Source organism: Vibrio sp. HENC-03, assembly GCF_000305755.2.
Classification (GTDB): domain Bacteria; phylum Pseudomonadota; class Gammaproteobacteria; order Enterobacterales; family Vibrionaceae; genus Vibrio; species Vibrio owensii.
This window is the reverse complement of record NZ_JH976114.1, coordinates 13,188-34,592: the sequence shown is the minus strand read 5'-3', so window position 1 is coordinate 34,592 and position 21,405 is coordinate 13,188. Positions and strand designations below refer to the sequence as shown.

18 protein-coding genes are annotated in these 21,405 nt (G+C 46.8%); 6 read left to right on the top strand and 12 right to left on the bottom strand.

Annotation, left to right across the window (positions count from 1 at the left end):
- The first annotated feature begins 10 nt into the window (after nucleotides 1-10).
- From VCHENC03_RS16635 to crp, 4 genes are all read left to right on the top strand, one after another.
- Nucleotides 11-1,018 (top strand): hydrolase, encoded by a 1,008-nt coding sequence (locus VCHENC03_RS16635; RefSeq protein WP_009705492.1) that lies wholly within the window; start codon nucleotides 11-13, stop codon nucleotides 1,016-1,018.
- A 65-nt stretch (nucleotides 1,019-1,083) separates the two neighbouring features.
- Nucleotides 1,084-1,296 (top strand): YheU family protein, encoded by a 213-nt coding sequence (locus VCHENC03_RS16640; protein WP_009705491.1) that lies wholly within the window; start codon nucleotides 1,084-1,086, stop codon nucleotides 1,294-1,296.
- 124 nt (nucleotides 1,297-1,420) lie between these two features.
- Nucleotides 1,421-2,290, top strand: a complete 870-nt coding sequence (locus VCHENC03_RS16645; RefSeq protein WP_005438358.1) for a phosphoribulokinase — start codon at nucleotides 1,421-1,423, stop codon at nucleotides 2,288-2,290.
- 239 nt (nucleotides 2,291-2,529) lie between these two features.
- Nucleotides 2,530-3,162: a cAMP-activated global transcriptional regulator CRP gene (gene crp / locus VCHENC03_RS16650; RefSeq protein WP_005381432.1), complete on the top strand. Its 633-nt coding sequence runs from the start codon at nucleotides 2,530-2,532 to the stop codon at nucleotides 3,160-3,162.
- A gap of 225 nt (nucleotides 3,163-3,387) precedes the next feature.
- On the opposite strand, the gene VCHENC03_RS16655 is transcribed toward crp, so the two are convergent.
- From VCHENC03_RS16655 to VCHENC03_RS16680, 6 genes are all read right to left on the bottom strand, one after another.
- A complete protein-coding gene (locus tag VCHENC03_RS16655) occupies nucleotides 3,388-4,179 on the bottom strand; it encodes a DUF1338 domain-containing protein (RefSeq protein ID WP_009705490.1) in 792 nt (263 codons plus the stop codon).
- Nucleotides 4,180-4,443: 264 nt separating this feature from the next.
- The gene (astD, locus tag VCHENC03_RS16660) at nucleotides 4,444-5,901 is read right to left on the bottom strand and encodes a succinylglutamate-semialdehyde dehydrogenase (protein ID WP_009705489.1); all 1,458 of its coding nucleotides are present in this window, start codon (nucleotides 5,899-5,901) and stop codon (nucleotides 4,444-4,446) included.
- Nucleotides 5,902-5,929: 28 nt separating this feature from the next.
- Nucleotides 5,930-6,949 (bottom strand): arginine N-succinyltransferase, encoded by a 1,020-nt coding sequence (gene astA, locus VCHENC03_RS16665; protein WP_009705488.1) that lies wholly within the window; start codon nucleotides 6,947-6,949, stop codon nucleotides 5,930-5,932.
- A 108-nt stretch (nucleotides 6,950-7,057) separates the two neighbouring features.
- On the bottom strand, nucleotides 7,058-8,269 hold the full coding sequence (locus VCHENC03_RS16670; protein WP_005438347.1) for an aspartate aminotransferase family protein: 1,212 nt from the start codon (nucleotides 8,267-8,269) through the stop codon (nucleotides 7,058-7,060).
- A 361-nt stretch (nucleotides 8,270-8,630) separates the two neighbouring features.
- Nucleotides 8,631-9,218 carry an aminodeoxychorismate/anthranilate synthase component II gene (locus tag VCHENC03_RS16675; protein WP_009705486.1) on the bottom strand — a complete coding sequence of 196 codons (588 nt, stop codon included), beginning with the start codon at nucleotides 9,216-9,218 and terminating at the stop codon, nucleotides 8,631-8,633.
- Nucleotides 9,219-9,407: 189 nt separating this feature from the next.
- Nucleotides 9,408-12,356, bottom strand: a complete 2,949-nt coding sequence (locus VCHENC03_RS16680) for an ExeM/NucH family extracellular endonuclease (protein WP_009705485.1) — start codon at nucleotides 12,354-12,356, stop codon at nucleotides 9,408-9,410.
- Nucleotides 12,357-12,884: 528 nt separating this feature from the next.
- On the opposite strand from VCHENC03_RS16680, the gene VCHENC03_RS0125655 reads away from it, so the two are divergent.
- Complete coding sequence (locus VCHENC03_RS0125655; protein ID WP_032802536.1) at nucleotides 12,885-13,259, top strand: hypothetical protein; 375 nt, start codon at nucleotides 12,885-12,887, stop codon at nucleotides 13,257-13,259.
- Nucleotides 13,260-13,321: 62 nt separating this feature from the next.
- Here VCHENC03_RS0125655 and trpS read toward each other — a convergent pair whose 3' ends face one another.
- The 5 genes from trpS to nsrR form a co-directional block, all read right to left on the bottom strand.
- Nucleotides 13,322-14,359 (bottom strand): tryptophan--tRNA ligase, encoded by a 1,038-nt coding sequence (trpS, locus tag VCHENC03_RS16685; protein WP_005432761.1) that lies wholly within the window; start codon nucleotides 14,357-14,359, stop codon nucleotides 13,322-13,324.
- A gap of 116 nt (nucleotides 14,360-14,475) precedes the next feature.
- On the bottom strand, nucleotides 14,476-15,162 hold the full coding sequence (locus VCHENC03_RS16690) for a phosphoglycolate phosphatase (RefSeq protein ID WP_009705484.1): 687 nt from the start codon (nucleotides 15,160-15,162) through the stop codon (nucleotides 14,476-14,478).
- Nucleotides 15,163-15,284: 122 nt separating this feature from the next.
- Nucleotides 15,285-16,028 (bottom strand): 23S rRNA (guanosine(2251)-2'-O)-methyltransferase RlmB, encoded by a 744-nt coding sequence (gene rlmB / locus VCHENC03_RS16695; RefSeq protein ID WP_005438340.1) that lies wholly within the window; start codon nucleotides 16,026-16,028, stop codon nucleotides 15,285-15,287.
- A gap of 72 nt (nucleotides 16,029-16,100) precedes the next feature.
- On the bottom strand, nucleotides 16,101-18,587 hold the full coding sequence (rnr, locus tag VCHENC03_RS16700; protein ID WP_009705483.1) for a ribonuclease R: 2,487 nt from the start codon (nucleotides 18,585-18,587) through the stop codon (nucleotides 16,101-16,103).
- A gap of 117 nt (nucleotides 18,588-18,704) precedes the next feature.
- On the bottom strand, nucleotides 18,705-19,130 hold the full coding sequence (nsrR, locus tag VCHENC03_RS16705) for a nitric oxide-sensing transcriptional repressor NsrR (protein ID WP_009705482.1): 426 nt from the start codon (nucleotides 19,128-19,130) through the stop codon (nucleotides 18,705-18,707).
- Between the two features lie 111 nt (nucleotides 19,131-19,241).
- Here nsrR and hmpA point away from each other — a divergent pair, with 111 nt between their 5' ends.
- Complete coding sequence (hmpA, locus tag VCHENC03_RS16710; RefSeq protein ID WP_009705481.1) at nucleotides 19,242-20,426, top strand: NO-inducible flavohemoprotein; 1,185 nt, start codon at nucleotides 19,242-19,244, stop codon at nucleotides 20,424-20,426.
- A gap of 106 nt (nucleotides 20,427-20,532) precedes the next feature.
- Here the strand turns inward: hmpA and motX are convergent, their stop codons facing one another.
- Complete coding sequence (gene motX, locus VCHENC03_RS16715) at nucleotides 20,533-21,168, bottom strand: flagellar protein MotX (RefSeq protein ID WP_005432781.1); 636 nt, start codon at nucleotides 21,166-21,168, stop codon at nucleotides 20,533-20,535.
- Nucleotides 21,169-21,405 lie beyond the last annotated feature (237 nt).

Here is a 21,405-nt window from a genome sequence, read left to right as displayed (position 1 = left end):
GCAGTTAGGTATGACACAATTTTTCGCAGCCGCCGGGATTAAGAACCCGCATCTCCAGACGCTATTACCGCGCTTTATCCGCAAAAAAGCGTTGTTTACGCCTGTTTGGCAAACACTCGATACACCGGATGGTGACTTCCTCGATTTGGCATGGTCACAACAGCCAGATTCTGAAGCCGCACGCAATAAGCCTATTTTCGTCCTATTTCATGGCTTGGAAGGCTGCTTCTATAGCCCGTATGCGAACGGTTTGATGAACGCCTTCTCTAAATCGGGTTGGCTGTCGGTCATGATGCACTTTCGTGGTTGCAGCGGTAAACCAAACAAGAAAGCCCGCGCTTATCATTCTGGCGAAGTGACCGATGCTCGCTTCTTTCTTCAGCAGCTCAATCAGCAGTTTCCCAATAACCCAAAAGTCGCGGTCGGCATTTCTCTTGGCGGAAACATGTTGGCGAACTACTTGGCTGAGTACAAAGACGATCCTATCTTAAGTGCCGCAACCATTGTGTCTGCGCCACTGGATTTGGCAGCGTGTGCTAACCGTATTGAACAAGGCTTCTCGAAAGTCTACAAGCGCTACCTACTCTCTTCGCTCAAACGCAATGCACTGCAGAAACACGACTTAATCCAAGGTGAACTCGCCTTGTCGTATAACTCAATCAAACGCGTGACGCGCTTATACGAATTCGACGATCTGATCACTGCCCCTTTGCATGGTTTTAAAGACGCGCAAGATTATTACGATCAGTGTTCTGGCTTAAGCAAGCTGCAACAGATCACCTTACCAACCCTGATCATCCACGCTAAAGACGATCCGTTTATGACCGAAGAGGTGATCCCAAAATTCGTGTTGCCAGACAACATCGATTACCGACTTTATGAGCATGGTGGTCACGTTGGCTTCCTGACAGGCACGGCATTAAAACCTAAGTTCTGGTTGGAAGAAGCCTTGCCTTCATATTACGAAAGTATCGCCGCAGACTACCTTTCTGCTGTATCCGTGCCGCGAACACAGTAAACTACTAGACGTGTCAGACATAACGCTTCTGCACGCACTAAACATCATAAAAGTTTGAGGTATTTATGATCATTCCATGGCAAGACATTGCGCCAGAGACACTAGAAAACCTGATCCGCGAATTCGTGCTACGTGAAGGCACCGACTACGGCTCAGTCGAAGTTTCATTGCAGAGTAAAATCAATCAGGTCAAATCCCAATTAGAGAAAGGCGAAGCGGTCATCGTATTTTCTGAGCTTCATGAAACGGTTGATATCCAACTAAAAGCAAAGTTTTAGACCCTTCACATTTTACCGTATCCCACTCGATGACAAGGGCTTGTTACGTGCTATAGTGGGTTATCGACCGTGCAGCATACGTGTGCTGCACTTTACAGGTAAGTAATTTTCGACAAGGTTTGTCATGTCAGCGAAACACCCAATCATTGCGGTTACTGGTTCGTCCGGTGCCGGCACAACCACCACTTCTGAAGCCTTCCGTAAGATGTTCAATATGATGAACGTCAAACCAGCGTGGGTTGAAGGTGACAGCTTCCACCGCTTTACACGTCCAGAGATGGATGTCGAAATCCGCAAAGCGCGTGAGCAAGGCAAACACATCAGCTACTTTGGTCCACAAGCCAATGACTTTCCGGGGCTAGAAGAGTTCTTCCGTAAGTTTGGTGAAGATGGCACTGGCAGCGTGCGCCGCTATCTGCATACTTTTGATGAAGCCGTTCCATACAACCAAATGCCGGGCACCTTTACGCCTTGGCAAGATCTGCCAGAAAACAGCGATGTACTGTTCTATGAAGGTTTACACGGTGGCGTGGTAGATGGTGATGTCAATGTGGCGCGTCACGTCGATTTTCTGATTGGCATGGTGCCGATTGTAAACTTGGAATGGATTCAAAAGTTCGTTCGTGACACACGCGATCGTGGTCATTCGAGAGAAGCGGTGATGGATTCGATCGTGCGCTCGATGGACGATTACCTAAACTACATTACCCCGCAATTTTCTCGTACACATATCAACTTCCAGCGCGTACCGACCGTCGATACTTCTAACCCACTTAACGCCAAAGGCATCCCAAGTTTGGATGAGAGTTTTGTGGTGATCCGCCTACGCGGTATCAAGAATGTCGACTTCCCGTATTTGTTGGCGATGATTGATGGCTCATTCATGTCTCGCCATAACACCATTGTGGTTCCTGGTGGCAAGATGAGCTTTGCAATGGAGCTCATAGTAAGGCCGATTCTGCAACAACTCATCGAAACAGGGAAAATTGGCTAAAAACCTCCCTACTGGAGTGTTTACTTTTCATACCGTGATCATGTGCACAGTTTTGCTTACAAAATCTCAATCATGGCACGATTAAAATCAAGAAATCGTTTTCGAAAAAGGATACTATTTCTAACCGAAACACAAGAGAGCTTGCAGCATATAAAAAGTGCTCTTATTCTAGTAGGCCAATTCAGGCTTAGCTAAAATATGGATAGCGCAAGCGTACCCTGCAGAGGAAGTGAGATATTATGGTTCTAGGTAAACCTCAAACCGACCCAACATTAGAGTGGTTTCTTTCACACTGTCATATTCATAAGTACCCATCAAAAAGCACGCTAATTCACGCGGGCGAAAAAGCAGAGACTTTGTACTACATCGTTAAAGGTTCTGTTGCGGTTCTTATCAAAGACGAAGAAGGTAAGGAAATGATCCTTTCTTACCTAAACCAGGGCGACTTCATTGGTGAACTTGGTCTATTCGAAGAAGACCAAGAGCGTACAGCTTGGGTTCGCGCTAAATCTCCTTGTGAAGTGGCTGAGATTTCTTTCAAGAAATTCCGTCAACTTATCCAAGTTAACCCAGACATCCTAATGCGTCTTTCTGCGCAGATGGCTCGTCGTCTACAAGTTACTAGCCAAAAAGTGGGTGACCTAGCGTTCCTAGACGTAACTGGTCGTATCGCTCAGACTCTTCTGAACCTTGCTAAACAGCCAGATGCGATGACGCACCCAGACGGCATGCAAATCAAGATCACTCGTCAAGAAATCGGTCAAATTGTTGGCTGTTCTCGTGAGACAGTAGGTCGTATCTTGAAGATGCTAGAAGAGCAGAACCTAATTTCTGCGCACGGTAAAACTATCGTTGTTTACGGGACTCGTTAATCTCGATTAACGTTTAAAAAATTTAAAAGCCACCAAATGCAAGTTTGGTGGCTTTTTCTTTTTTGGGAATCGGGAACGGAAAGCAAAGAATCGAGAGTCGAGAACACTGCGTTCCGAGAGCGGACTTCGTCCTACGAGATAAAGCCCTCTCAGATTTCGAGTTTTCAACTATCTCGAAGCAAAGCGTTCCCGCATCTCTAGTGCGTAGCACGTTCTCGATTCTTTCTACCCGTTGGTGCTTTCGAAGATCTTATCTGCCGATGCAGCCACAAATCCTGGGTACAACTCACCGTTATCCATTGGGTAGCGCTTAGCAAACTCGTAGAAGCCTCCAGGAATCACCTCAACGCCTTCAGTAAAGGTCACTGGCACTTTGTCTGCCATGGTCGATGATTGCTCTAGTAACACCTCTGGCGTGCCTTTTACTTCACCGCCATTCTCGTTGATGGTGAACCCTACTGTACGTAGGTGGTCGTTCACTTGCTTTACTTCTTCATGCTGGTTGAGTTGATTCACACTCACTGTGAAGTGGTTTGCTCCGTAACCGTGCGCAGCAAGCCAAGAAGCGTATTCACTCTCTTTCGCCAGAGTTTGGAAGTCAGCATAACTGAGGTCCCACAAACGTCCGCCGTACAAGAAGTCACTGCCGGTCAGTTTAGAAGCATCAACCTGCTCTACCAGTTTATGAACGATGGCTTGTAGATCTGGTGAGCACTCATCCACTTTCAACTCACTGATGAATACTTTTGGTTGTTTTGGATCTGGGTGCTCAAAATGTTTTGCCACCAGCTTTTTGCTTTCAAATACGTAGTCACCACAGGCTTTGTAACCCACCGCTAGGAATGGCTTGGCTAACGTTTCAATGCCTAGGGGAGCGACATTAAACGTACGTAGCGCAATATGGTCATTAATCAGAGGCTCATCTTCTTGAAGAAGTTGATGGACTTTAGCAGCGGAAGGGCAAAGACGTTGAATGTAGTCTTGCCATAGCGATTCAAATAACACATCGGGCGTCATAACGACTCCTTGTTATGAAATGTAGAGTTAGGGGTAAGAGGAAGTTGACCGCTCGTTCACAGCCCTAAAGCTGTCCAGAATCACGAACGAGCGGCCATCAACCTGTGACGGTATGTGTGGCATAAGTGCCAGTCAGTCAACACGCTCTGGAGAGTCTTAAGCTCGCCTTTGGCGTTTGCCAGCGCGCTTACCAGAATCCTAACTTGGTAAATAGCTCCGGCAGAGAGAAGCGGCGATACTTTGTCACCGCTTCATATTTCTCTATTACAGGCTTACACCCGGGCTCAATGTGGCAGGCAAGACCGTCTCTTGTCCTTCCATTGATGCCATTGGGTACGCACAGTAGTCTGCTGCGTAGTAAGCACTTGGACGTAGGTTACCCGACGCACCCGGACCACCAAATGGTGCATCACCACTTGCGCCTGTTAGCTGGCGGTTACGGTTCACGATGCCTGCACGAATGTGGTCAACGAAGTATTCCCACTCTTGATCGTCGGTTGAAACCAGACCTGCAGATAGACCAAAGCGCGTATCGTTCGCCAGCTCTACTGCTTTCTCCAGCCCTTCGTAGCGCACCACTTGCAGAAGTGGACCGAAGTACTCTTCATCTGGCAATTCGGCAATGTTCGTCACATCGATGATACCCGGAGAAACAAACGCCGCTTCACCTGCTTTGGCTTCAATCAAGCTTTCGCCACCCAGTGCTTGCAAGTTCGCTTGTGCATCGAGAATGAACTTGGCTGCCGCAAGCGAAATTTGCGGTCCCATGAATGGTGCAGGCTCTGCAAATGGTTGGTCTACACGAATATTGAGTGTCGCTTCCACCAGCTTAGTAATGACTGCATCACCCTTGTCGCCAAATGGAATGTATAGACGACGAGCACAGGTACAGCGTTGTCCTGCACTGATGAAGGCAGATTGGATAATGGTATAAACCGTTGCGTCTAGGTCGCCGTAGTTATCCGAGATAACCATCGGGTTGTTACCACCCATTTCAAGCGCCAGCATTTTGCCCGGCTGACCAGCAAACTGACGATGCAGAACATGACCTGTGTTTGCACTGCCAGTGAACAACACGCCATCAATGCCTTTCGCATCTGCCAGCGCAATACCGGTTTCTTTCGCGCCTTGGACTAGGTTAATCACACCTTTTGGTAGACCGACCTCTTCCCATAGCTTCATAGCGAGTTCACCCGTCCATGGCGTTTGCTCAGACGGTTTGAAGACTACGGTGTTACCAGCCAATAGTGCTGGCACAATGTGACCATTTGGCAAGTGACCTGGGAAGTTGTAAGGACCAAACACCGCCATCACACCTAGTGGGCGATGACGCAATACAATTTGGTTACCTGCGGCTTCACGTGTCGCTTCACCGGTACGGTCGTGATAAGCACGAATGGAAATCGCAATTTTACCCGCCATCGCTGCTGCTTCGGTACGTGTTTCCCAGATTGGCTTGCCGGTTTCTTTGGCAATCACTTCAGCGATTTTTTCGCTGTTCTCTTTTACTTTCTCAGCAAAAGCCAACACGATCGCTTCGCGCTCTGCAAATGGGCGCTTCTTCCAATCAACAAACGCTTCACGCGCCGCAGATACCGCTTGGTTAACCTGCTCTGCTGTTGCGCCGTTGCCTTGCCAGATCTCTTCTTGGTTGTAAGGCGACAGAGACGTAAATGCTTCACCCTGACCTTGTACCCATTCACCTGCAATCCAATGTGTCATTGTTTCTATCCTTAAATTCTGTCGTCAGTTACTGCGGAAGAAGGCGAACAAAATCCCCTTCCTCAACCAAGAGTGCATCCGCCAATTCCGGTGCAAGCACTACGCTTTGCGTTTCTGCGTCATACGCTGCTTTTGCTGCTGCTGCACGGAAGTTCTCGAATGACGAATTACACATCAAGAAGTCTTGTGTGCTGGTGTGCTCCGAGATTTTGACTTGCGCGCGGAATGAGTGGCGTACCGATTCGATATTACGTAGGTCACATTCAACCGTTGGACCACCATCGAAAATGTCGACGTATCCACGGTTGGTAAAACCTTCACGCTCAAGCAGTTTCAATGCTGGACGCGTGTTGTCGTGTACTTTACCAATCACGGCTTGTGCTTCTGGGCTCAATAGGTTGATGTAGATTGGCAACTTCGGCATCAAGTCGGCGATAAAGCCCTTCTTGCCGATACCGGTTAGGTAATCCGCAAGCGTAAAATCGATAGAGAAGAAATGCTCTTGAAGCCACTGCCAGAATGGCGAGTTACCGTTCTCGTCTGATACACCACGCATTTCAGCAAAGATGGTTTCCGAGAAACGTTCTGGGTGCTCTGCCATCATTAAGAAACGACACTTGGACATCAGACGCCCGTTCAAGCCACCACGGAATTTCTCACGTAGGAACAAGGTACAGATTTCACTGTTACCCGTGTAGTTATTACCAAACGTCAGCAGCTTAACCACGTTGTTTACGCCAAGCTTTGGTGACGAGTGCACCACTTTGCTGATGTGGTAAGAATAAAAAGGCACATCCCAACCGATCGAAGCTTCAATACCTGTGGTACCTGCCACTTCACCAGTTTCAGATTCAAAGCCCACCATTAGGTAGCCTTCATCACCAGCTTCGTTCACATCAGGTTTGCCAAAACTGTATTCTGAGTGTTTGATTCGATTGGTTAACAGTTCTTCGTTAACCGGTAGAGATGTAAATCCATGACCTGACTCAACCGCACAGGTGTGCAGTGCGTCATAATCCGACATTGCGATAGGGCGAACTACTAGCATCAATACTCCCTCCAGATGCAAGAAGATCCTAACTATATTGTAGGAACAATACCCCCATCAGAGATCCTTGATGGGGGTTTCTAAGTTGACGATAAGCTGAGATCGCGCTTAAACCAGCGTTGCGATCGCTTTATCTAGCTTCGCCAAACCTTCTTCGATTTCTTGTTGTGTGATAACGAGTGATGGTGTGAAACGTACGACATTGGCACCCGCAACCAATACCATGAGACCTTGTTTACCTGCAGCAACCAGTACGTCACGCGCACGACCTTGCCACTCTTCATTCAGTGCCGCACCAAGCAGTAGACCTTTACCGCGCACTTCAGAGAAGATGTTGTATTTCGCGTTGATCTTCTCCAGACCTTCACGGAACATGGCTTCACGCTCTAGTACGCCAGCCAATACTTCTGGTTTTGTCACCTCTTCAACAACCGCTTCTGCAACCGCACACGCTAGTGGGTTACCGCCGTAAGTTGAACCGTGCGTGCCCACTTTCATGTGCTCAGCCAGTTTTGCCGTCGTTAGCATGGCACCGATAGGGAAACCGCCACCCAGTGATTTCGCTGTGCTTAGAATGTCTGGCGTAATGCCTAGACCTTGGTATGCGTAGAAGTGACCCGTACGACCGTTACCAGTTTGCACTTCATCGAAGATAAGCAGTGCGTTGTGCTTGTCGCACAGCTCGCGAACCGCTTGAGCGAATTCAGGAGTTGGTGGAATGATGCCGCCCTCACCTTGTAGAGGCTCCATCATTACCGCACAAGTGCGATCAGACATGTGTGCTTGTAGTGCTTCGATATCGTTGTAAGGAAGGTGTGTCACATCGCCTGGCTTAGGGCCGAAACCGTCTGAGTAAGCCGCTTGACCGCCAACCGTTACCGTGAAGAAAGTACGACCGTGGAAACCTTGTTTGAATGCGATGATTTCAGATTTCTCTGTACCATGAACGTCTGCTGCGTAACGACGCGCTAGCTTTAGTGCCGCTTCGTTTGCTTCTGCGCCAGAGTTAGCGAAGAACACGCGCTCAGCAAAGCTGACTTCTGTTAGCTTCTTCGCCAATCGCAGTGCAGGCTCGTTAGTCATAACATTACTTAGGTGCCAAAGCTTGTTACCTTGCTCAGTCAATGCGTTCACCATAACTGGGTGACAATGACCAAGACAGCTCACCGCAATACCACCAGCAAAGTCGATGTATTCATTTCCGTTCTGATCCCAAATGCGTGAACCTTCACCTTTTACAGGGATCATTTCCATCGGGTTATAGCAAGGTACCATTACCTCATCGAATAAACCGCGCTCTACTTTGTTTTCCGTTGTCATTGCACATTCCTTCTTGATACCGCATGCCTAGCAGATAAGCGAATTTAACCGGCACTCTTTGCCAGCAAATAATGTTTTGCATTTAAGCTATTGCGGCATTGTATTTACATTTAATTAACCATTTCAATAGTGATTTATTCTTTTCGCTTTGGAGCGCAACCACCCATACTCACTATCTATGATTATTTATGCACCAAGAAACGCAAATAGAGAAGCAATTTTTTATAAAAGTTATGTATGACAAGGGTTAGAAAGAAAGGAGAAAAATGAATAGCCGCCAGCAAATAGACGGAACGCATAGTTTTGCATTCCCATTCTCAGGCGAAAAACATGAAGAATTTGTTAAGAAAGGTGATCGCGATCAGATCGCTTTGCGCGCAAGAAAGTTTGCAAGCAGCTCGTGACCTTGTTCTGTCTTAATCGACTCAGGATGAAACTGTACCGCGTCAATTGGCAGGGTTTTATGCTGATAGCCCATGATTTCGTCCATGGTTCCGTCAGGCCGTTCGGTCCAAGCGGTCAATTCAAACACATCAGGTAATGTGCCGTTTTTCACCACCAGAGAATGGTAGCGGGTTACCGTCAGTGGGTTATTAAGATTTTTAAACACACTGCGACCGTTGTGACGAATTGGAGAGGTCTTGCCGTGCATCACTTGTCGAGCACGTACCACTTCCCCTCCAAACACCTGCGCAATCGCCTGATGGCCAAGGCAAACGCCCAAGATAGGTAACTTACCAGCAAAGTGTTCAATGGCTTGTAGAGAGATACCTGCTTCGTTAGGGGTACATGGCCCTGGAGAGATCACCAAATGAGTTGGGTTGAGCGCCTCAATACCTTGGATGTCGATTTCATCGTTACGCACCACCTTTACGTCTGCACCAAGCTCGCAGAAGTATTGGTAAAGGTTGTAGGTAAAAGAGTCGTAGTTATCGATGATCAACAACATAAAGGGTCGGTTGCTCCAATCCGTTTTGGCAATGCTTACGTAGTGAATCGCCACATTCGTGACAATCAAGGGCGGTATTTTGCTATACCAAGCAAGAAAGGCAAGTTTTTGCTGAATAAAAAGGCCAGCATAGGCTGGCCTTTGGTCTTTACAGCTATTTAGGAACTGTTTGTCAGGAAATAAATTCGCTTAGCGGCGACGGCGGAATAAGCCTAGACCTAGCAACGCAATTAGCGCACCAAAGCCAAATGAACCACCATCATCATCGTCTGATGGGTTAGTGCTCGACGGCTCTAGCGTAACATCGCGAGAATCACTGAACTTAACCGTGTTACCGGTAGAATCTGTCACTTTCTCTTCTAGAACGTACTGGCCTTCCGTTGGTGCTTTGTCGAATTCCACACTCACGCGACGAGCATCAATGTCCGTTTGTGTCAGAGTTGCACTCGCTTCGTAACCATCAGCATCTGACGTTGACGACGCCGCTTGAGTTGCTTCCGTTAGGCTTACTGTCACGATATCACCGACAACTGCGTTTGGTGGTAGACGAACTTCCACTGCTAAGTTTTCACCTGAGCTTGGTAGATCGATATCTGTATCTGGGAAATCAATCGCGATGATCACAGGATCATGGTCAGACGCAGAGAACGCATCTTTGTACTTCGGCATATCACCGGTGTACTTGCTGCTGTATTCGAACAAGTTACTTTCTAGTGAGTTGATGTGCCAATCTTCAATCGCCACCACTTTTTGTGCCAAGCTGTTGCTCGCCAACGCGTGGTCTAGGTTACCTAGTTCACCAGAGTATGTGTATGAGAAGGTATCTGCACCGTGAAGTACTGTGTTCAGGTTATGGTAACCGTAGCCTTTTTCAATTTTGGTCTTCTCGACTTGAAGCTCACCACCACCAATGGTTGTGTAAGCTGCAGTGTAAATGTCACGGCCGTATTTCTCTTTCGAGTAATCAGTCAGTGTAAGCAGAGGATCTTCCATGCCGTAGGCGTTCAGGTCGCCCATTACTAGCACGTCACCTTCAATGCCTTTCAGAGCATCACCCACAACGTTAGCAGCAGAAACACGGAAGTTGTTACAGTTGCCTTGCAGATCCGCTGGCTCAGAATCTTCTACGCCCGCAATCCACTCTTCAATACATTCAGAACCTTTCGATTTGAAGTGGTTAACAACAACAGACAGATCTTTACCTGTCTCTTTCACCGTGAAGGTTTGTAGCAAGCTATGACGTTGGTATTTGTCGTAAGCTGGGTTGCCTTCCGCACCGTCATTACGCGTAATGGTGTTTTCTTCGATGTGCTGCTCTGGCGTCACAATCACTTTCGCCGCTTCTTTTGGCGTCACTTCGTTTGCACGGTATAGGATTGCCACCATGATCGCATCACTACCAAAGTACTCATCTTGGTATTTGTCTTGATCCGCGATTTCAACGTAAGTGTAATGATCTTCTGCATCTTCGATTTCAGCGTTCAATGCGTCAACCAAATTCTTCACCGCACTGCTATCACCAAAGCCGTTGTTCTCGACTTCCATCAAACCAATGATGTCAGCGTCCATCTTGTTCATCGCCGCAACGATTTTCGCTTGTTGGATCAGGAACTCATCTAGGTTAGTCGCACCGCGGTTTTGTCCGGTTGGGTTTTCATGGCCACTGTCAGCCACAGAGTTGAAGTAGTTTAGTACGTTGAAGCTGGCGATACGCAAATCTGAATCCGCAATTGCTGGAGCATCTTTACGAGCTACGTCGAAGCCTTCACCTGAAGTCACGAAGTTGGTGTTATCGACTTCATTGGTCGCAATCAGGCGGTATTCATTGTAGCTGTAAGCCACCACGCCCTGCAGACCTTCTACTCGCGAACCAAGGCGAATGTGCTGTTCAGAAGAGCCATCTTGATCTGCATCTTTAGCAAAGTCTGGGTAGTAAGGGATTTGGCCGTTTGGTGCTTTGCCATCAGATTCTAGGTATACGCGGTTCGCTGCGTTGTCTTTTGCAAGCTCAACGGCTGCATCGCTCTCTGCAGCGTGCAATTGAGTCGGCTTAAACAATGGCGCTTCATGAGACAACATCATGTTGTTACGACGTGAATCGTAGTCGTAAGAGAAGTTGCGAGTTACAAACAGGTCACTTGCCGAAGTTAGTTCAACTTGCATGCCTTCATGACGCTCTAGCGCATCACGTAGTGTTTCACCTTCTTTGATAACAAGATCGGTAACTCGAGGAATATCCGATGTGCCTGTTTTCACATAGCTGTTAGCATCAGAAGCTAGCTGAGTATTGCTGTAGTACTCTTGAACTTTACCTTTAACACAAACAACGTCACCAGCTTTTAGCTCCGTGTCTGCCGCATCGGTATGAATGAACAAACCTTCTGAGGTCTTGTCGTTGTTATCACTTTCTAGTGCTTGTAGGTAGAAACCTTTGGTTAGGCCAGTGGTAACAGCAGTCACGACACCAGTTACGAAATGATCTTCGTCAGTAATGTATGGGTAACCATCAATGAATGGAGACGTATCGCCTTCACCTTGAATATCTTGGATAGCAGTGAAGTTAGGTTGCTGACCGTCGACTTCACAAGCAAATGGTGCTGGTGGCTCAGTCGCATTCAACTCACCAAGGCCGTCAATGTTGTCTTTCTCAAATGCCGTCCACTGAGATGCATCATAAGTAGCAGAAGGGGTTAGTGCATCACTGTTACGAACCAATGTGGTGTCTTTACCAAAATCTACGTCACCCATCACACCGATGATGTCGTGCACTTCACCATCTTTAAGCAGTGCGATCGGATCATCACCGTTAAAGTTCGCGACGCTTTTATCTGTAATATCCGCGACAGCTTTGATGGCGTCGCTCGCGTCACCATGCGCCAGTACATACACTTGGTTAGCTTGTAGCGTCACTTGGCTAAGATCGAGTGTGCTACCCCAAGTACCGCCACCGTTTGATGATTTCGCTAGCTCGTAACCGGTTAGCGTTACCGCTGCATCGCCTGTGTTCGCGATCTCTACTGCTTTGTTGTATGAACCACCTTCTACATACTGAGAGATGATAATTTCTGCGTTAGCGTTAGCACTAAGCGCGCTAGCAATCGTCAGTGCCAGTAAAGAGGGTTTGATTAACGTATCCATTGTCGTACCTGATATTTATTTAAATGCAAACTAAGCCCTAAGCAGAGCCCACTATTTGCGCCTACTATCAGGTTTATTTATGAAATAAATAAGAAAGACCAGTAAAAGCCGTGAAATAAATCACATGTGGATACGTAAAATTATGCCAGGGCTGTTCATTTAAACAGTTTTTGTAACAAATACAGTAACTAAACCAATAAAGGGCTAGAATTAGACTTATTACTCAGTTTTATATTTCTCAACATGTTATGTGAATATCTGGATATTTATTTTGAATTCACTTCATTCTAGTAACCCAAACTAAACATTAATTAATGCTAATTTAGAATAACAAAACTTATTATTTCCTTCCTTTTTACCGTGTGAATCAAAATAAGCTTTCTGGTTATTTAAGCCTGTTAAGTTCAAATTTTTATAAATCAAACATCATTTTCACCACACAATACTAGCCAAATCCATAATCACTCGTTATAAAACCCGCAAGAGACAGAGAACAAGGTCTCCAATAACGACTATCAGGATAAGAAAATGAAACGATTTCAGCAGATTGCGCTAGCCCTTTCGGCTTCAATGTTAATGGCGGGGTGTCAATTGACCTCGAGTGAGCCCATCGAACCAAGTACCTCTGAGCATCTGGTCGAAGTGGCTAAGCAAGAACTCAGTGAGTTCGAAATGTTTAAAGTAAGTGACAATGGCTTAATCACCTATACCGCCCGATTGCCTGGCCCTGGCTACTATTGGAAACCCGCAAGGATAAAAGAAATCAGTTATGAAATATCATGTATTGAGTTGAGCTATTTCGTCGATCGCGGGCTCGTCGTAAAGTCCGAGTTCTTGGGAAAAAGAGGACGTGTGGAGTATTACGATATGGAACGCTGCGAACAAGACACTCCATTCCAGTAATACAAGCATAAAAAAAGCTCCACCAATGGTGGAGCTTTTGAATTCTGAATGTTCTTTAGCAACTATGGACGAGCAACAAAACCTACTGCTTCGTACGCTTTCTTCAACGTTTCAGCCGCGCGTGCCGATGCTTTCTCAGCGCCTTGCTTCATCACTTCGTTCATGTAAGCGCGGTCAGCACGGATACGGTGGTATTCAGCTTGAATAGGTTCAAGCATAGTAACTAGAGCTTCACCAACGTCTTTCTTGAATGGACCGTACATTTCAACGCCTTGGTATTTCGCTTCAATCTCTTCAAAGCTCATGCCTGTTGCCGCAGAGTACAGACCCATTAGGTTAGAGATACCTGCTTTGTTGTCCCAATCGTGGGCGATACGCGGTGGCGTTTCTGTGTCAGTTTGCGCTTTGTTGATCTTCTTAATGATCGACTTAGGCTCTTCCAACAACGTGATAACGTTCTTACGGTTGTCATCAGATTTTGACATCTTCTTCGTTGCGTCTTGAAGGCTCATTACACGCGCGTTTACCGTCGGAATGTAAGGCTCTGGCACTTGGAAGATTGGCTGCTCTGGTGAGTAGATGTTGTTAAAGCGGTTAGCAATATCACGCGCTAGCTCTAGGTGTTGCTTCTGGTCGCTACCTACAGGCACTTGATGCGCACCGTACAGCAGGATGTCTGCCGCCATCAGTACTGGGTAGTCAAACAGACCCACGTTTACATCACCAAACTGGCTTGAGCTGTCGTTTGAGTAACGTGCAGATTTGTCTTTAAACTGCGTCATACGACCCAGTTCACCCATTTGAGTGTAACAGTTAAGAAGCCAACCAAGTTGAGCATGCTCTGGTACGTGTGACTGAACAAATAGCGTGCTCTTCTTCGGGTCAACACCAACTGCCAGACAGATCGCCAGTGCATCTAGAGTCGCTTCATGCAGCGCTTTAGGGTCCTGACGAACCGTAATCGCATGAAGGTCTACCACACAGTATTGGCAATCATAATCGTCTTGCATCTGCTGCCATTGACGTAGAGCACCCAAGTAGTTACCGATACTTAGTTCACCTGAAGGTTGAACACCACTCAATACAATGGGTTTGCTCATTAGAATGATTCCTTTGACTTCTTAATCTAATTAAATGAAAAAAACCGTGCAGTAATAGGTGCACGGTTTACTCAGTGTACTCATTAACGAGTATTTTGGAAGCTCTTTTGTAGCCGTTATGCAGAAACCGCTACAACGTCCAATAATTCAGCCAAACTGTCAGCGACGAAATCTGGATTTGATACAGAAATAGGTTCACCGTGGTTGTAACCATATGTCAGACCAAATGAGGCGCAACCTGCGTTCTTCGCTGCAAGAATGTCGTTTTTCGAGTCGCCAACCATCAGCATTTCACTAGGTTGGATTTGGTGTTTTTCCATCAGCCAGTTCAGTGCTACTGGGTTTGGTTTTTTCTCTGAGAACGCATCGCCACCTAGCACATCAACGAAGTATTTTGCGATGTCGTGCTTTTCCAAAACGTCAGGCACAAACTTTGAAGGTTTGTTGGTCACCAACGCCATAACAAAGCCCGCTTTGTGCAACTCTGCTAGTGTCTCTTTTACCGTTGGGTAGAGGTGACTTAGCTTGTGACCGCTTTGCTCGTAGTAATCATCAAACAGTACACGCGCTTTTGCACGAAGCTCTTCACTCAACTCTGGGTTGATGGTCAGGCTTTGGCTTAGTGAGCGTCCAATCAGCACGTCTGCGCCGTTACCAACATAGTCACGAACTTGTTCTTCTGAAACAGAAGGAAAACCAAGTGCTTGAACGGCCTGGTCTGCCGCAACCGCTAGATCCGGCACGCTATCAAGCAAAGTACCGTCTAGGTCAAAGGCAATGAATTTAATGTCTTGTTGAGTCATAACTTCCCTGAAGATTTTTATTTATAAATCGGTGAAAACGACAAAGGATGGCACCCCATCCTTTGTTTTTATCATTATGTCTGACTTTACAGTAACTGTTTGTTTATTAAATTGTTTAGCAATTACTTTGCAGCAATACGCTGACGAACCGCTTCAAACAAACAAATACCTGACGCCACTGATACGTTCAAACTTGAAACGCTGCCAGCCATTGGGATCTTAATCAAATCGTCACAGGTTTCGCGAGTTAGACGACGCATACCGTCACCTTCTGCACCCATTACGATAGCAAGAGGCCCCGTCAGTTTTGCTTGGTAGATGTCGTGCGTTGCTTCGCCCGCCGTACCAACAAACCAGATACCTTGCTCTTGCAGTGTACGCATAGTACGAGCCAAGTTAGTCACTCGGATCAATGGCACGACTTCAGCTGCGCCACAAGCCACTTTGCTTACGGTTGCGTTCATCGGTGCAGAACGATCTTTCGGTACGATGATCGCCGCTACGCCAGCTGCGTCTGCATTACGTAGGCAAGCACCTAGGTTGTGTGGATCCGTCACGCCATCCAATACCAATAGTAGCGGTGATTCATGCTGCGCTAGGATGCCATCAATGTCATTTTCATTAAGCTGTTTCGCAGCTTTAACACGAGCAATGATGCCTTGGTGGTTAGCACCGTGCGCTTTGTCGTCTAGCGTTTTACGCGTCATTTGTTGAATCGAAACACCACAAACCTGAAGGTCATTCAGGATTGGCATTAGACGATCGTCTTGGCGGCCTTTTAGGACGTATGCTTCGATAAAACGCTCTGGTTCGCGTTCTAATACCGCTTTCACTGCGTGAATGCCGTAAATAAATTCGTTACTCATTGTTTAACCTGTTGTTCTGGTCGTCTTGCCTTCGCCAATCTACTCCTTTTCGGACTAGATTGGCGCTTCAGCCTACTCAGCGTCGCTCTTAGTACGCTTAGTCTTTCTCGGCTTACTGTGTGGCTTTTTCTTGCGTGCTTTCTTCGGCTTTTTCGTACCTTCAACGTCACCGCGCTTCGCGCTACCTTTGCGAGCACTGCCTGCCTCCGCAGGTTCTGGGCGCTTGGTCGGTTCAATCATCGGCTTCGCGCGAGTACCGCCTTTGGTTGCCGCACGTTTTTTCTCTTTTGCTTTGCGTTTGGCATCTGCTGCGCGTTTCTTCGCAGTCTTACCTTTGCCGCGTAGCTTACGGCTTGTTTCGATTAATTCAAAGTCAATTTGCTTGTCATTTAAGTTAACCGCAAGCACTTTCACTTTCACCGCATCGCCTAGGCGATAGATGTTACCGAAGCTTTCACCGATAAGTCTTTGACCAATAGGATCAAATTGGTAGTAGTCGTTCGCGAGCGTCGAAATGTGCACCAAACCATCAATATGCAGCTCAGTCAGACGAACAAAGAAACCAAAGCTGGTTACGTTGGCAATAACGCCATCCAACTCGTCGCCAACGTGGTCTTGCATGTATTCACACTTCAACCAATCAGCCACTTCACGGGTTGCGTCGTCTGCACGGCGCTCTGTCATCGAACATTGCTCACCGTAGAAGTCCATGTCGTCAAACGAGTAGTGGTAACCACCAGTTGGTGTCCAACGATCTTGGTTGCGACCTTCTTCTTTAGCAATCAGGTACTTGATTGCGCGGTGCAGCAGCAGGTCTGGGTAACGACGAATTGGCGACGTGAAGTGCGCGTAACGTTTCAGCGCTAGACCAAAGTGACCGGCATTGTCTGCGTTGTAGACCGCTTGCTTCATTGAGCGAAGCAGCATGGTTTGAATCAGCTCTTTATCCTGACGTTCTGCGATCTGTTTTACCAAATCAGCGTAGTCGGTTGGTGATGGCTCTAGACCGCCTTTCAGATCCAGACCTAACTCACTTAGGAAGTCACGGAAACCTTGCAGGCGCAGTTCACCCGGAGATTCGTGAACACGGTACAACGCTGGCTCTTTCGCTTTCTCAACATAAGACGCTGAAGCGATGTTCGCTAGGATCATACATTCTTCGATGATCTTGTGTGCGTCGTTACGAATCACTGGCTCGATACTTTCAATCTTACGATCCGCGTTGAAGATGAACTTAGGTTCAACAGTTTCGAATTCAATCGCACCACGGTTATCACGCGCTTCTTTAAGTACTTTGTACATCGCGTGCAGCTCTTCAAGGTGAGGAACGACAGCGTGATAACGCATGCGTAGCTCTTCATCCCCTTCTAGAATCGCGCCCACTTTGTTGTAAGTCAGACGAGCGTGCGAGTTCATCACGGCTTCGTAGTGTTTGTAGCCCGATAGTTTACCCGTCTCTGAGATGGTCATTTCACACACCATACACAGACGATCAACTTGTGGGTTAAGTGAACATAAGCCGTTTGATAGTACTTCAGGTAACATTGGCACTACTTGAGATGGGAAGTACACTGAGTTACCACGGTTGATGGCTTCTTTATCCAGCGCAGAGTCTGTACGTACGTAGTAACTTACGTCAGCAATCGCGACCCATAGACGCCAGCCGCCGCTCTTTTTCTTCTCACAGTAAACCGCGTCATCAAAGTCACGAGCGTCTTCGCCATCAATGGTTACTAGCGGCAAGTCACGTAGATCAACACGACCTTCTTTTGCTTCTTCCGGAACTTCTTCGCCCAAATTTTCGATCTGTTTATCGACAGCTGCTGGCCAATCGTGGGGAATTTGGTGGGTGCGGATTGCTATTTGCGTTTCCATGCCCGGCGCCATGTTTTCACCAAGAACTTCTACCACTTTACCCATCATGCCTCGTGAGCGAGAGCCGCGATCAGTAATCTCAATAACGACCACGTTACCCATACGAGCACCTGCTTTGTGCTCATTTGGGATCAGAATATCTTGGCTGATACGAGAGTCATCAGGCACAACGTATGAGTAGCCGTATTCAAGGAAGAAACGACCTACGATCTGCGTGTTGCGCTCTTCTAACACGCGAACAAGACGACCTTCACGACGACCACGCTTGCTATTATCAGTTGGTTGCACCAACACGTAGTCACCATGGATGATGTGCTTCATCTGATGGTGTGGCAGTACAATGTCATTATCCTTGCCGACACTGCCTTCAGGACGAACCCAACCATGACCATCTTTGTGGCCAATTACGTAACCTTTCACCATCTCTAGTTTTTCTGGCAACGCGTAACACTGACGGCGCGTAAATACGAGCTGTCCATCACGCTCCATTGCGCGCAGTCGACGGCGCAAACCTTCGTATTGTTCTTCACCTTCTAGCTTTAATGCTTCGAACAAATCATTGCGATTCATCGGCACACCAGCTTGCTGCAGAAACTCGGTGATGAACTCTCGGCTTGGAATTGGGTTTTCGTAATTTTTGGATTCACGATCTGCGAAAGGATCGTTTGGAATATTGTCTGACATAGGCACGCCTATCTAGCAAGGAAGGTATAGAGCTAGTATATCCGAGTCTCTCGATAAGCTACAGAAATTGCTTTAAAAAAGAGTGTCAGTAAGAAGATTTATAAAGCGTTAAGAAGACTAAGGACGAGCAAGTAAGATCAGCAGTTCAGAATTGTCACTTAACAGCTCTTCAATCGTGCAACCATCCAATTCAGCCAAAAACGCCATTTTCGCTTTTGCTAACTTTTCTTTTAGACGACAGGCTGGCGTGATGTGACAAAATTCAACGGAGCAATTCACCAAATCCAATGGCTCTAAATCGCGCACCACACCACCAACTGTGATTTCTTTAGGTGCTTTCAGTAATCGAATACCACCATTTTTACCGCGTACCGTATGCACATAACCAAGTTGACCAAGACGGTTGATCACTTTCACCATATGGTTACGTGATACACCAAATAAATCAGTCACTTCGGTAATATTTGTTAGCTCATCTTTTGGCAATGAAGCCAAGTAAATCAAGGTTCTGAGCGCATAATCGGTAAAGCTAGTTAACTGCATGTTGCTATCCTCTGTAGTAGCAAAATTGTAATTCTTTTCTTGATCGAAAGATACATTTGAGATACAACTTTAAACATGCATTACAAATACAACTTTAAATAGGAAGCCATTATGCTCAGCAACCAAACCATTGATATCGTGAAAGCAACTGCTCCACTTCTTGCAGAAACCGGCCCGAAGTTAACGGCGCACTTTTACGATCGTATGTTCACCCATAACCCTGAGTTGAAAGACATTTTCAACATGAGCAACCAGCGTAATGGTGACCAACGTGAAGCTCTATTTAATGCAATCTGCGCTTACGCAACCAACATCGATAACCTACCAGCACTACTTGGTGCTGTAGAGAAAATCGCCCATAAACACACCAGCTTTATGATCACCAAAGATCAGTACCAAATCGTTGGTACACACCTACTGGCGACGATCGACGAGCTGTTCTCTCCGGGCCAGGAAGTGATTGATGCATGGGCAGAAGCTTATGGTGTGTTGGCTAACGTGTTTATTCAACGCGAAGAGCAAATCTACCAAGAGAATGCAGCACTGCAAGGTGGCTGGCGTGGCCTGCGTGAATTTGAGTTGGTGGGTAAACAGCTTGAGAGTGAAAACATCTGTAGCTTTGTTTTCAAACCAACCGATGGTGAAGTGGTTTCTGAGTACAAACCGGGTCAATACCTAGGCATCTACATCAACAGTGATAAGTTCGAAAACCAAGAGATTCGCCAATACAGCCTATCCTCTGCGGTTCAAGAGAACACTTATCGTATCTCGGTGAAACGTGAAGAAGGCGGTAAAGTATCGAACTTCCTTCACGATGAGTTGAACATCGGCGATAAGGTGCAACTTGCGGCACCTGCGGGTGACTTCTTTATGGATGTGGACTCGACCACACCGGTTGTTTTGGTGTCAGCGGGCGTTGGTCTAACTCCGACTCTATCGATGCTTGAGAGCCTTTCTGAGCACCAAGCGCCAGTAACCTGGGTGCATGCTGCAGAAAACGGTCAACAACACGCATTCAAACAGCACGTAAACCAGCTCGTGAATGCTAAAGAGAACATGAACTCGTTGGTTTGGTACAACCAACCAACAGCAGAAGACAAGATTGGTGAAGACTTCCACTTCACTGGTTTCGTCAACCTAAATGAAATTGAAGCAGCCCTTAAGCAAGACAACGTACAAGTCTACTTCTGTGGTCCGGTTGGCTTTATGCAGCACGTCGCCAAACAATTGCTTGAGCTTGGCGTAGCGCAAGAGCAGTTCCATTACGAGTGCTTCGGCCCACACAAAGTCGTTTAATCGCCTGCGATTACGCTTCGGGAAAAACAACAAAGCCCACATGGTGTGGGCTTTGTTGTATCTATTGGCAGAGATTTATGAAGTTACTGGAGTTTTAAGAGTACACCTACCAGAAGGTGTCGCGGCGCTTAGCGCGCGCAATAATGTTTTGTGGCATGCGTTGCTCAAGACCGTTTCTCAGCATCGCAATACGTTTGTGCTTTCTTTGGTCGGCAGTCACCGAGTTATATAACCAACGGTAAGCATCTTCGTAATCTAACGGGCTACCGTAATCACGTAGCAATAGCTCAGCAAGGTGAATACGCGCATTCAAGTTACCCATTGCCGCTGCCTCGCGCAGGTATGGGATTGCACGTTCTTTATCTTGTTGGACTAAAGTACCGCGAGAGTAATAGCGACCTAGCTGCTCTAGTGCAGCAGGCAAACCTTGGTGTGCTGCGTTTTCCATGTAATAAAGACCAAGTTCGACATCTTGATCAACACAAACGCCCCACGCCAACATATCGCCATAAAGGAATTCATAAGACGGCAAGTTAATGCGCGTCGCACGTGCCACGATATCTTCCACTAGCTGGCAGTTATCAGCGCGCACGCGTTCTAGATGCTTATTCTGCTCAATAAGCTTTATAAGCTCTGCTTCGGTGTAGATGGGGACAGGCGCCCCTACATCGGCAACATTTGCCTTGGCCGATGTCGCACTCAGCATCAATAACAGTGAAGCAGCCACTGTTCGTAACTTCATAAATGTACTCTTTAAGGTATCTAAGAAACCAAAGATCAGCCAAGGATCTCCTCTGCTTGATAACCTTATCGGCAAAGGTCAGTTAAGCTTTAGGCAATTTTTGCCTCCTACTTAAGCTTAACGGCAAATATTTGCCACAGCGAGTCGCATTTTTCAGCAGTTTTTCCATAGTGAACACAACTCACAGATACAAAAAAACCGGCTATAAAAGCCGGTTTTTATAATCTCTAACGAGTA

Coding starts and splice junctions, on each gene's coding strand:
- VCHENC03_RS16635 (WP_009705492.1), top strand. CDS start 11: ATGACACAATTTTTCGCAGCCGCCGGGATTAAGAACCCGCATCTCCAG.
- VCHENC03_RS16640 (WP_009705491.1), top strand. CDS start 1,084: ATGATCATTCCATGGCAAGACATTGCGCCAGAGACACTAGAAAACCTG.
- VCHENC03_RS16645 (WP_005438358.1), top strand. CDS start 1,421: ATGTCAGCGAAACACCCAATCATTGCGGTTACTGGTTCGTCCGGTGCC.
- crp (WP_005381432.1), top strand. CDS start 2,530: ATGGTTCTAGGTAAACCTCAAACCGACCCAACATTAGAGTGGTTTCTT.
- VCHENC03_RS16655 (WP_009705490.1), bottom strand. CDS start 4,179: ATGACGCCCGATGTGTTATTTGAATCGCTATGGCAAGACTACATTCAA.
- astD (WP_009705489.1), bottom strand. CDS start 5,901: ATGACACATTGGATTGCAGGTGAATGGGTACAAGGTCAGGGTGAAGCA.
- astA (WP_009705488.1), bottom strand. CDS start 6,949: ATGCTAGTAGTTCGCCCTATCGCAATGTCGGATTATGACGCACTGCAC.
- VCHENC03_RS16670 (WP_005438347.1), bottom strand. CDS start 8,269: ATGACAACGGAAAACAAAGTAGAGCGCGGTTTATTCGATGAGGTAATG.
- VCHENC03_RS16675 (WP_009705486.1), bottom strand. CDS start 9,218: ATGTTGTTGATCATCGATAACTACGACTCTTTTACCTACAACCTTTAC.
- VCHENC03_RS16680 (WP_009705485.1), bottom strand. CDS start 12,356: ATGGATACGTTAATCAAACCCTCTTTACTGGCACTGACGATTGCTAGC.
- VCHENC03_RS0125655 (WP_032802536.1), top strand. CDS start 12,885: ATGAAACGATTTCAGCAGATTGCGCTAGCCCTTTCGGCTTCAATGTTA.
- trpS (WP_005432761.1), bottom strand. CDS start 14,359: ATGAGCAAACCCATTGTATTGAGTGGTGTTCAACCTTCAGGTGAACTA.
- VCHENC03_RS16690 (WP_009705484.1), bottom strand. CDS start 15,162: ATGACTCAACAAGACATTAAATTCATTGCCTTTGACCTAGACGGTACT.
- rlmB (WP_005438340.1), bottom strand. CDS start 16,028: ATGAGTAACGAATTTATTTACGGCATTCACGCAGTGAAAGCGGTATTA.
- rnr (WP_009705483.1), bottom strand. CDS start 18,587: ATGTCAGACAATATTCCAAACGATCCTTTCGCAGATCGTGAATCCAAA.
- nsrR (WP_009705482.1), bottom strand. CDS start 19,130: ATGCAGTTAACTAGCTTTACCGATTATGCGCTCAGAACCTTGATTTAC.
- hmpA (WP_009705481.1), top strand. CDS start 19,242: ATGCTCAGCAACCAAACCATTGATATCGTGAAAGCAACTGCTCCACTT.
- motX (WP_005432781.1), bottom strand. CDS start 21,168: ATGAAGTTACGAACAGTGGCTGCTTCACTGTTATTGATGCTGAGTGCG.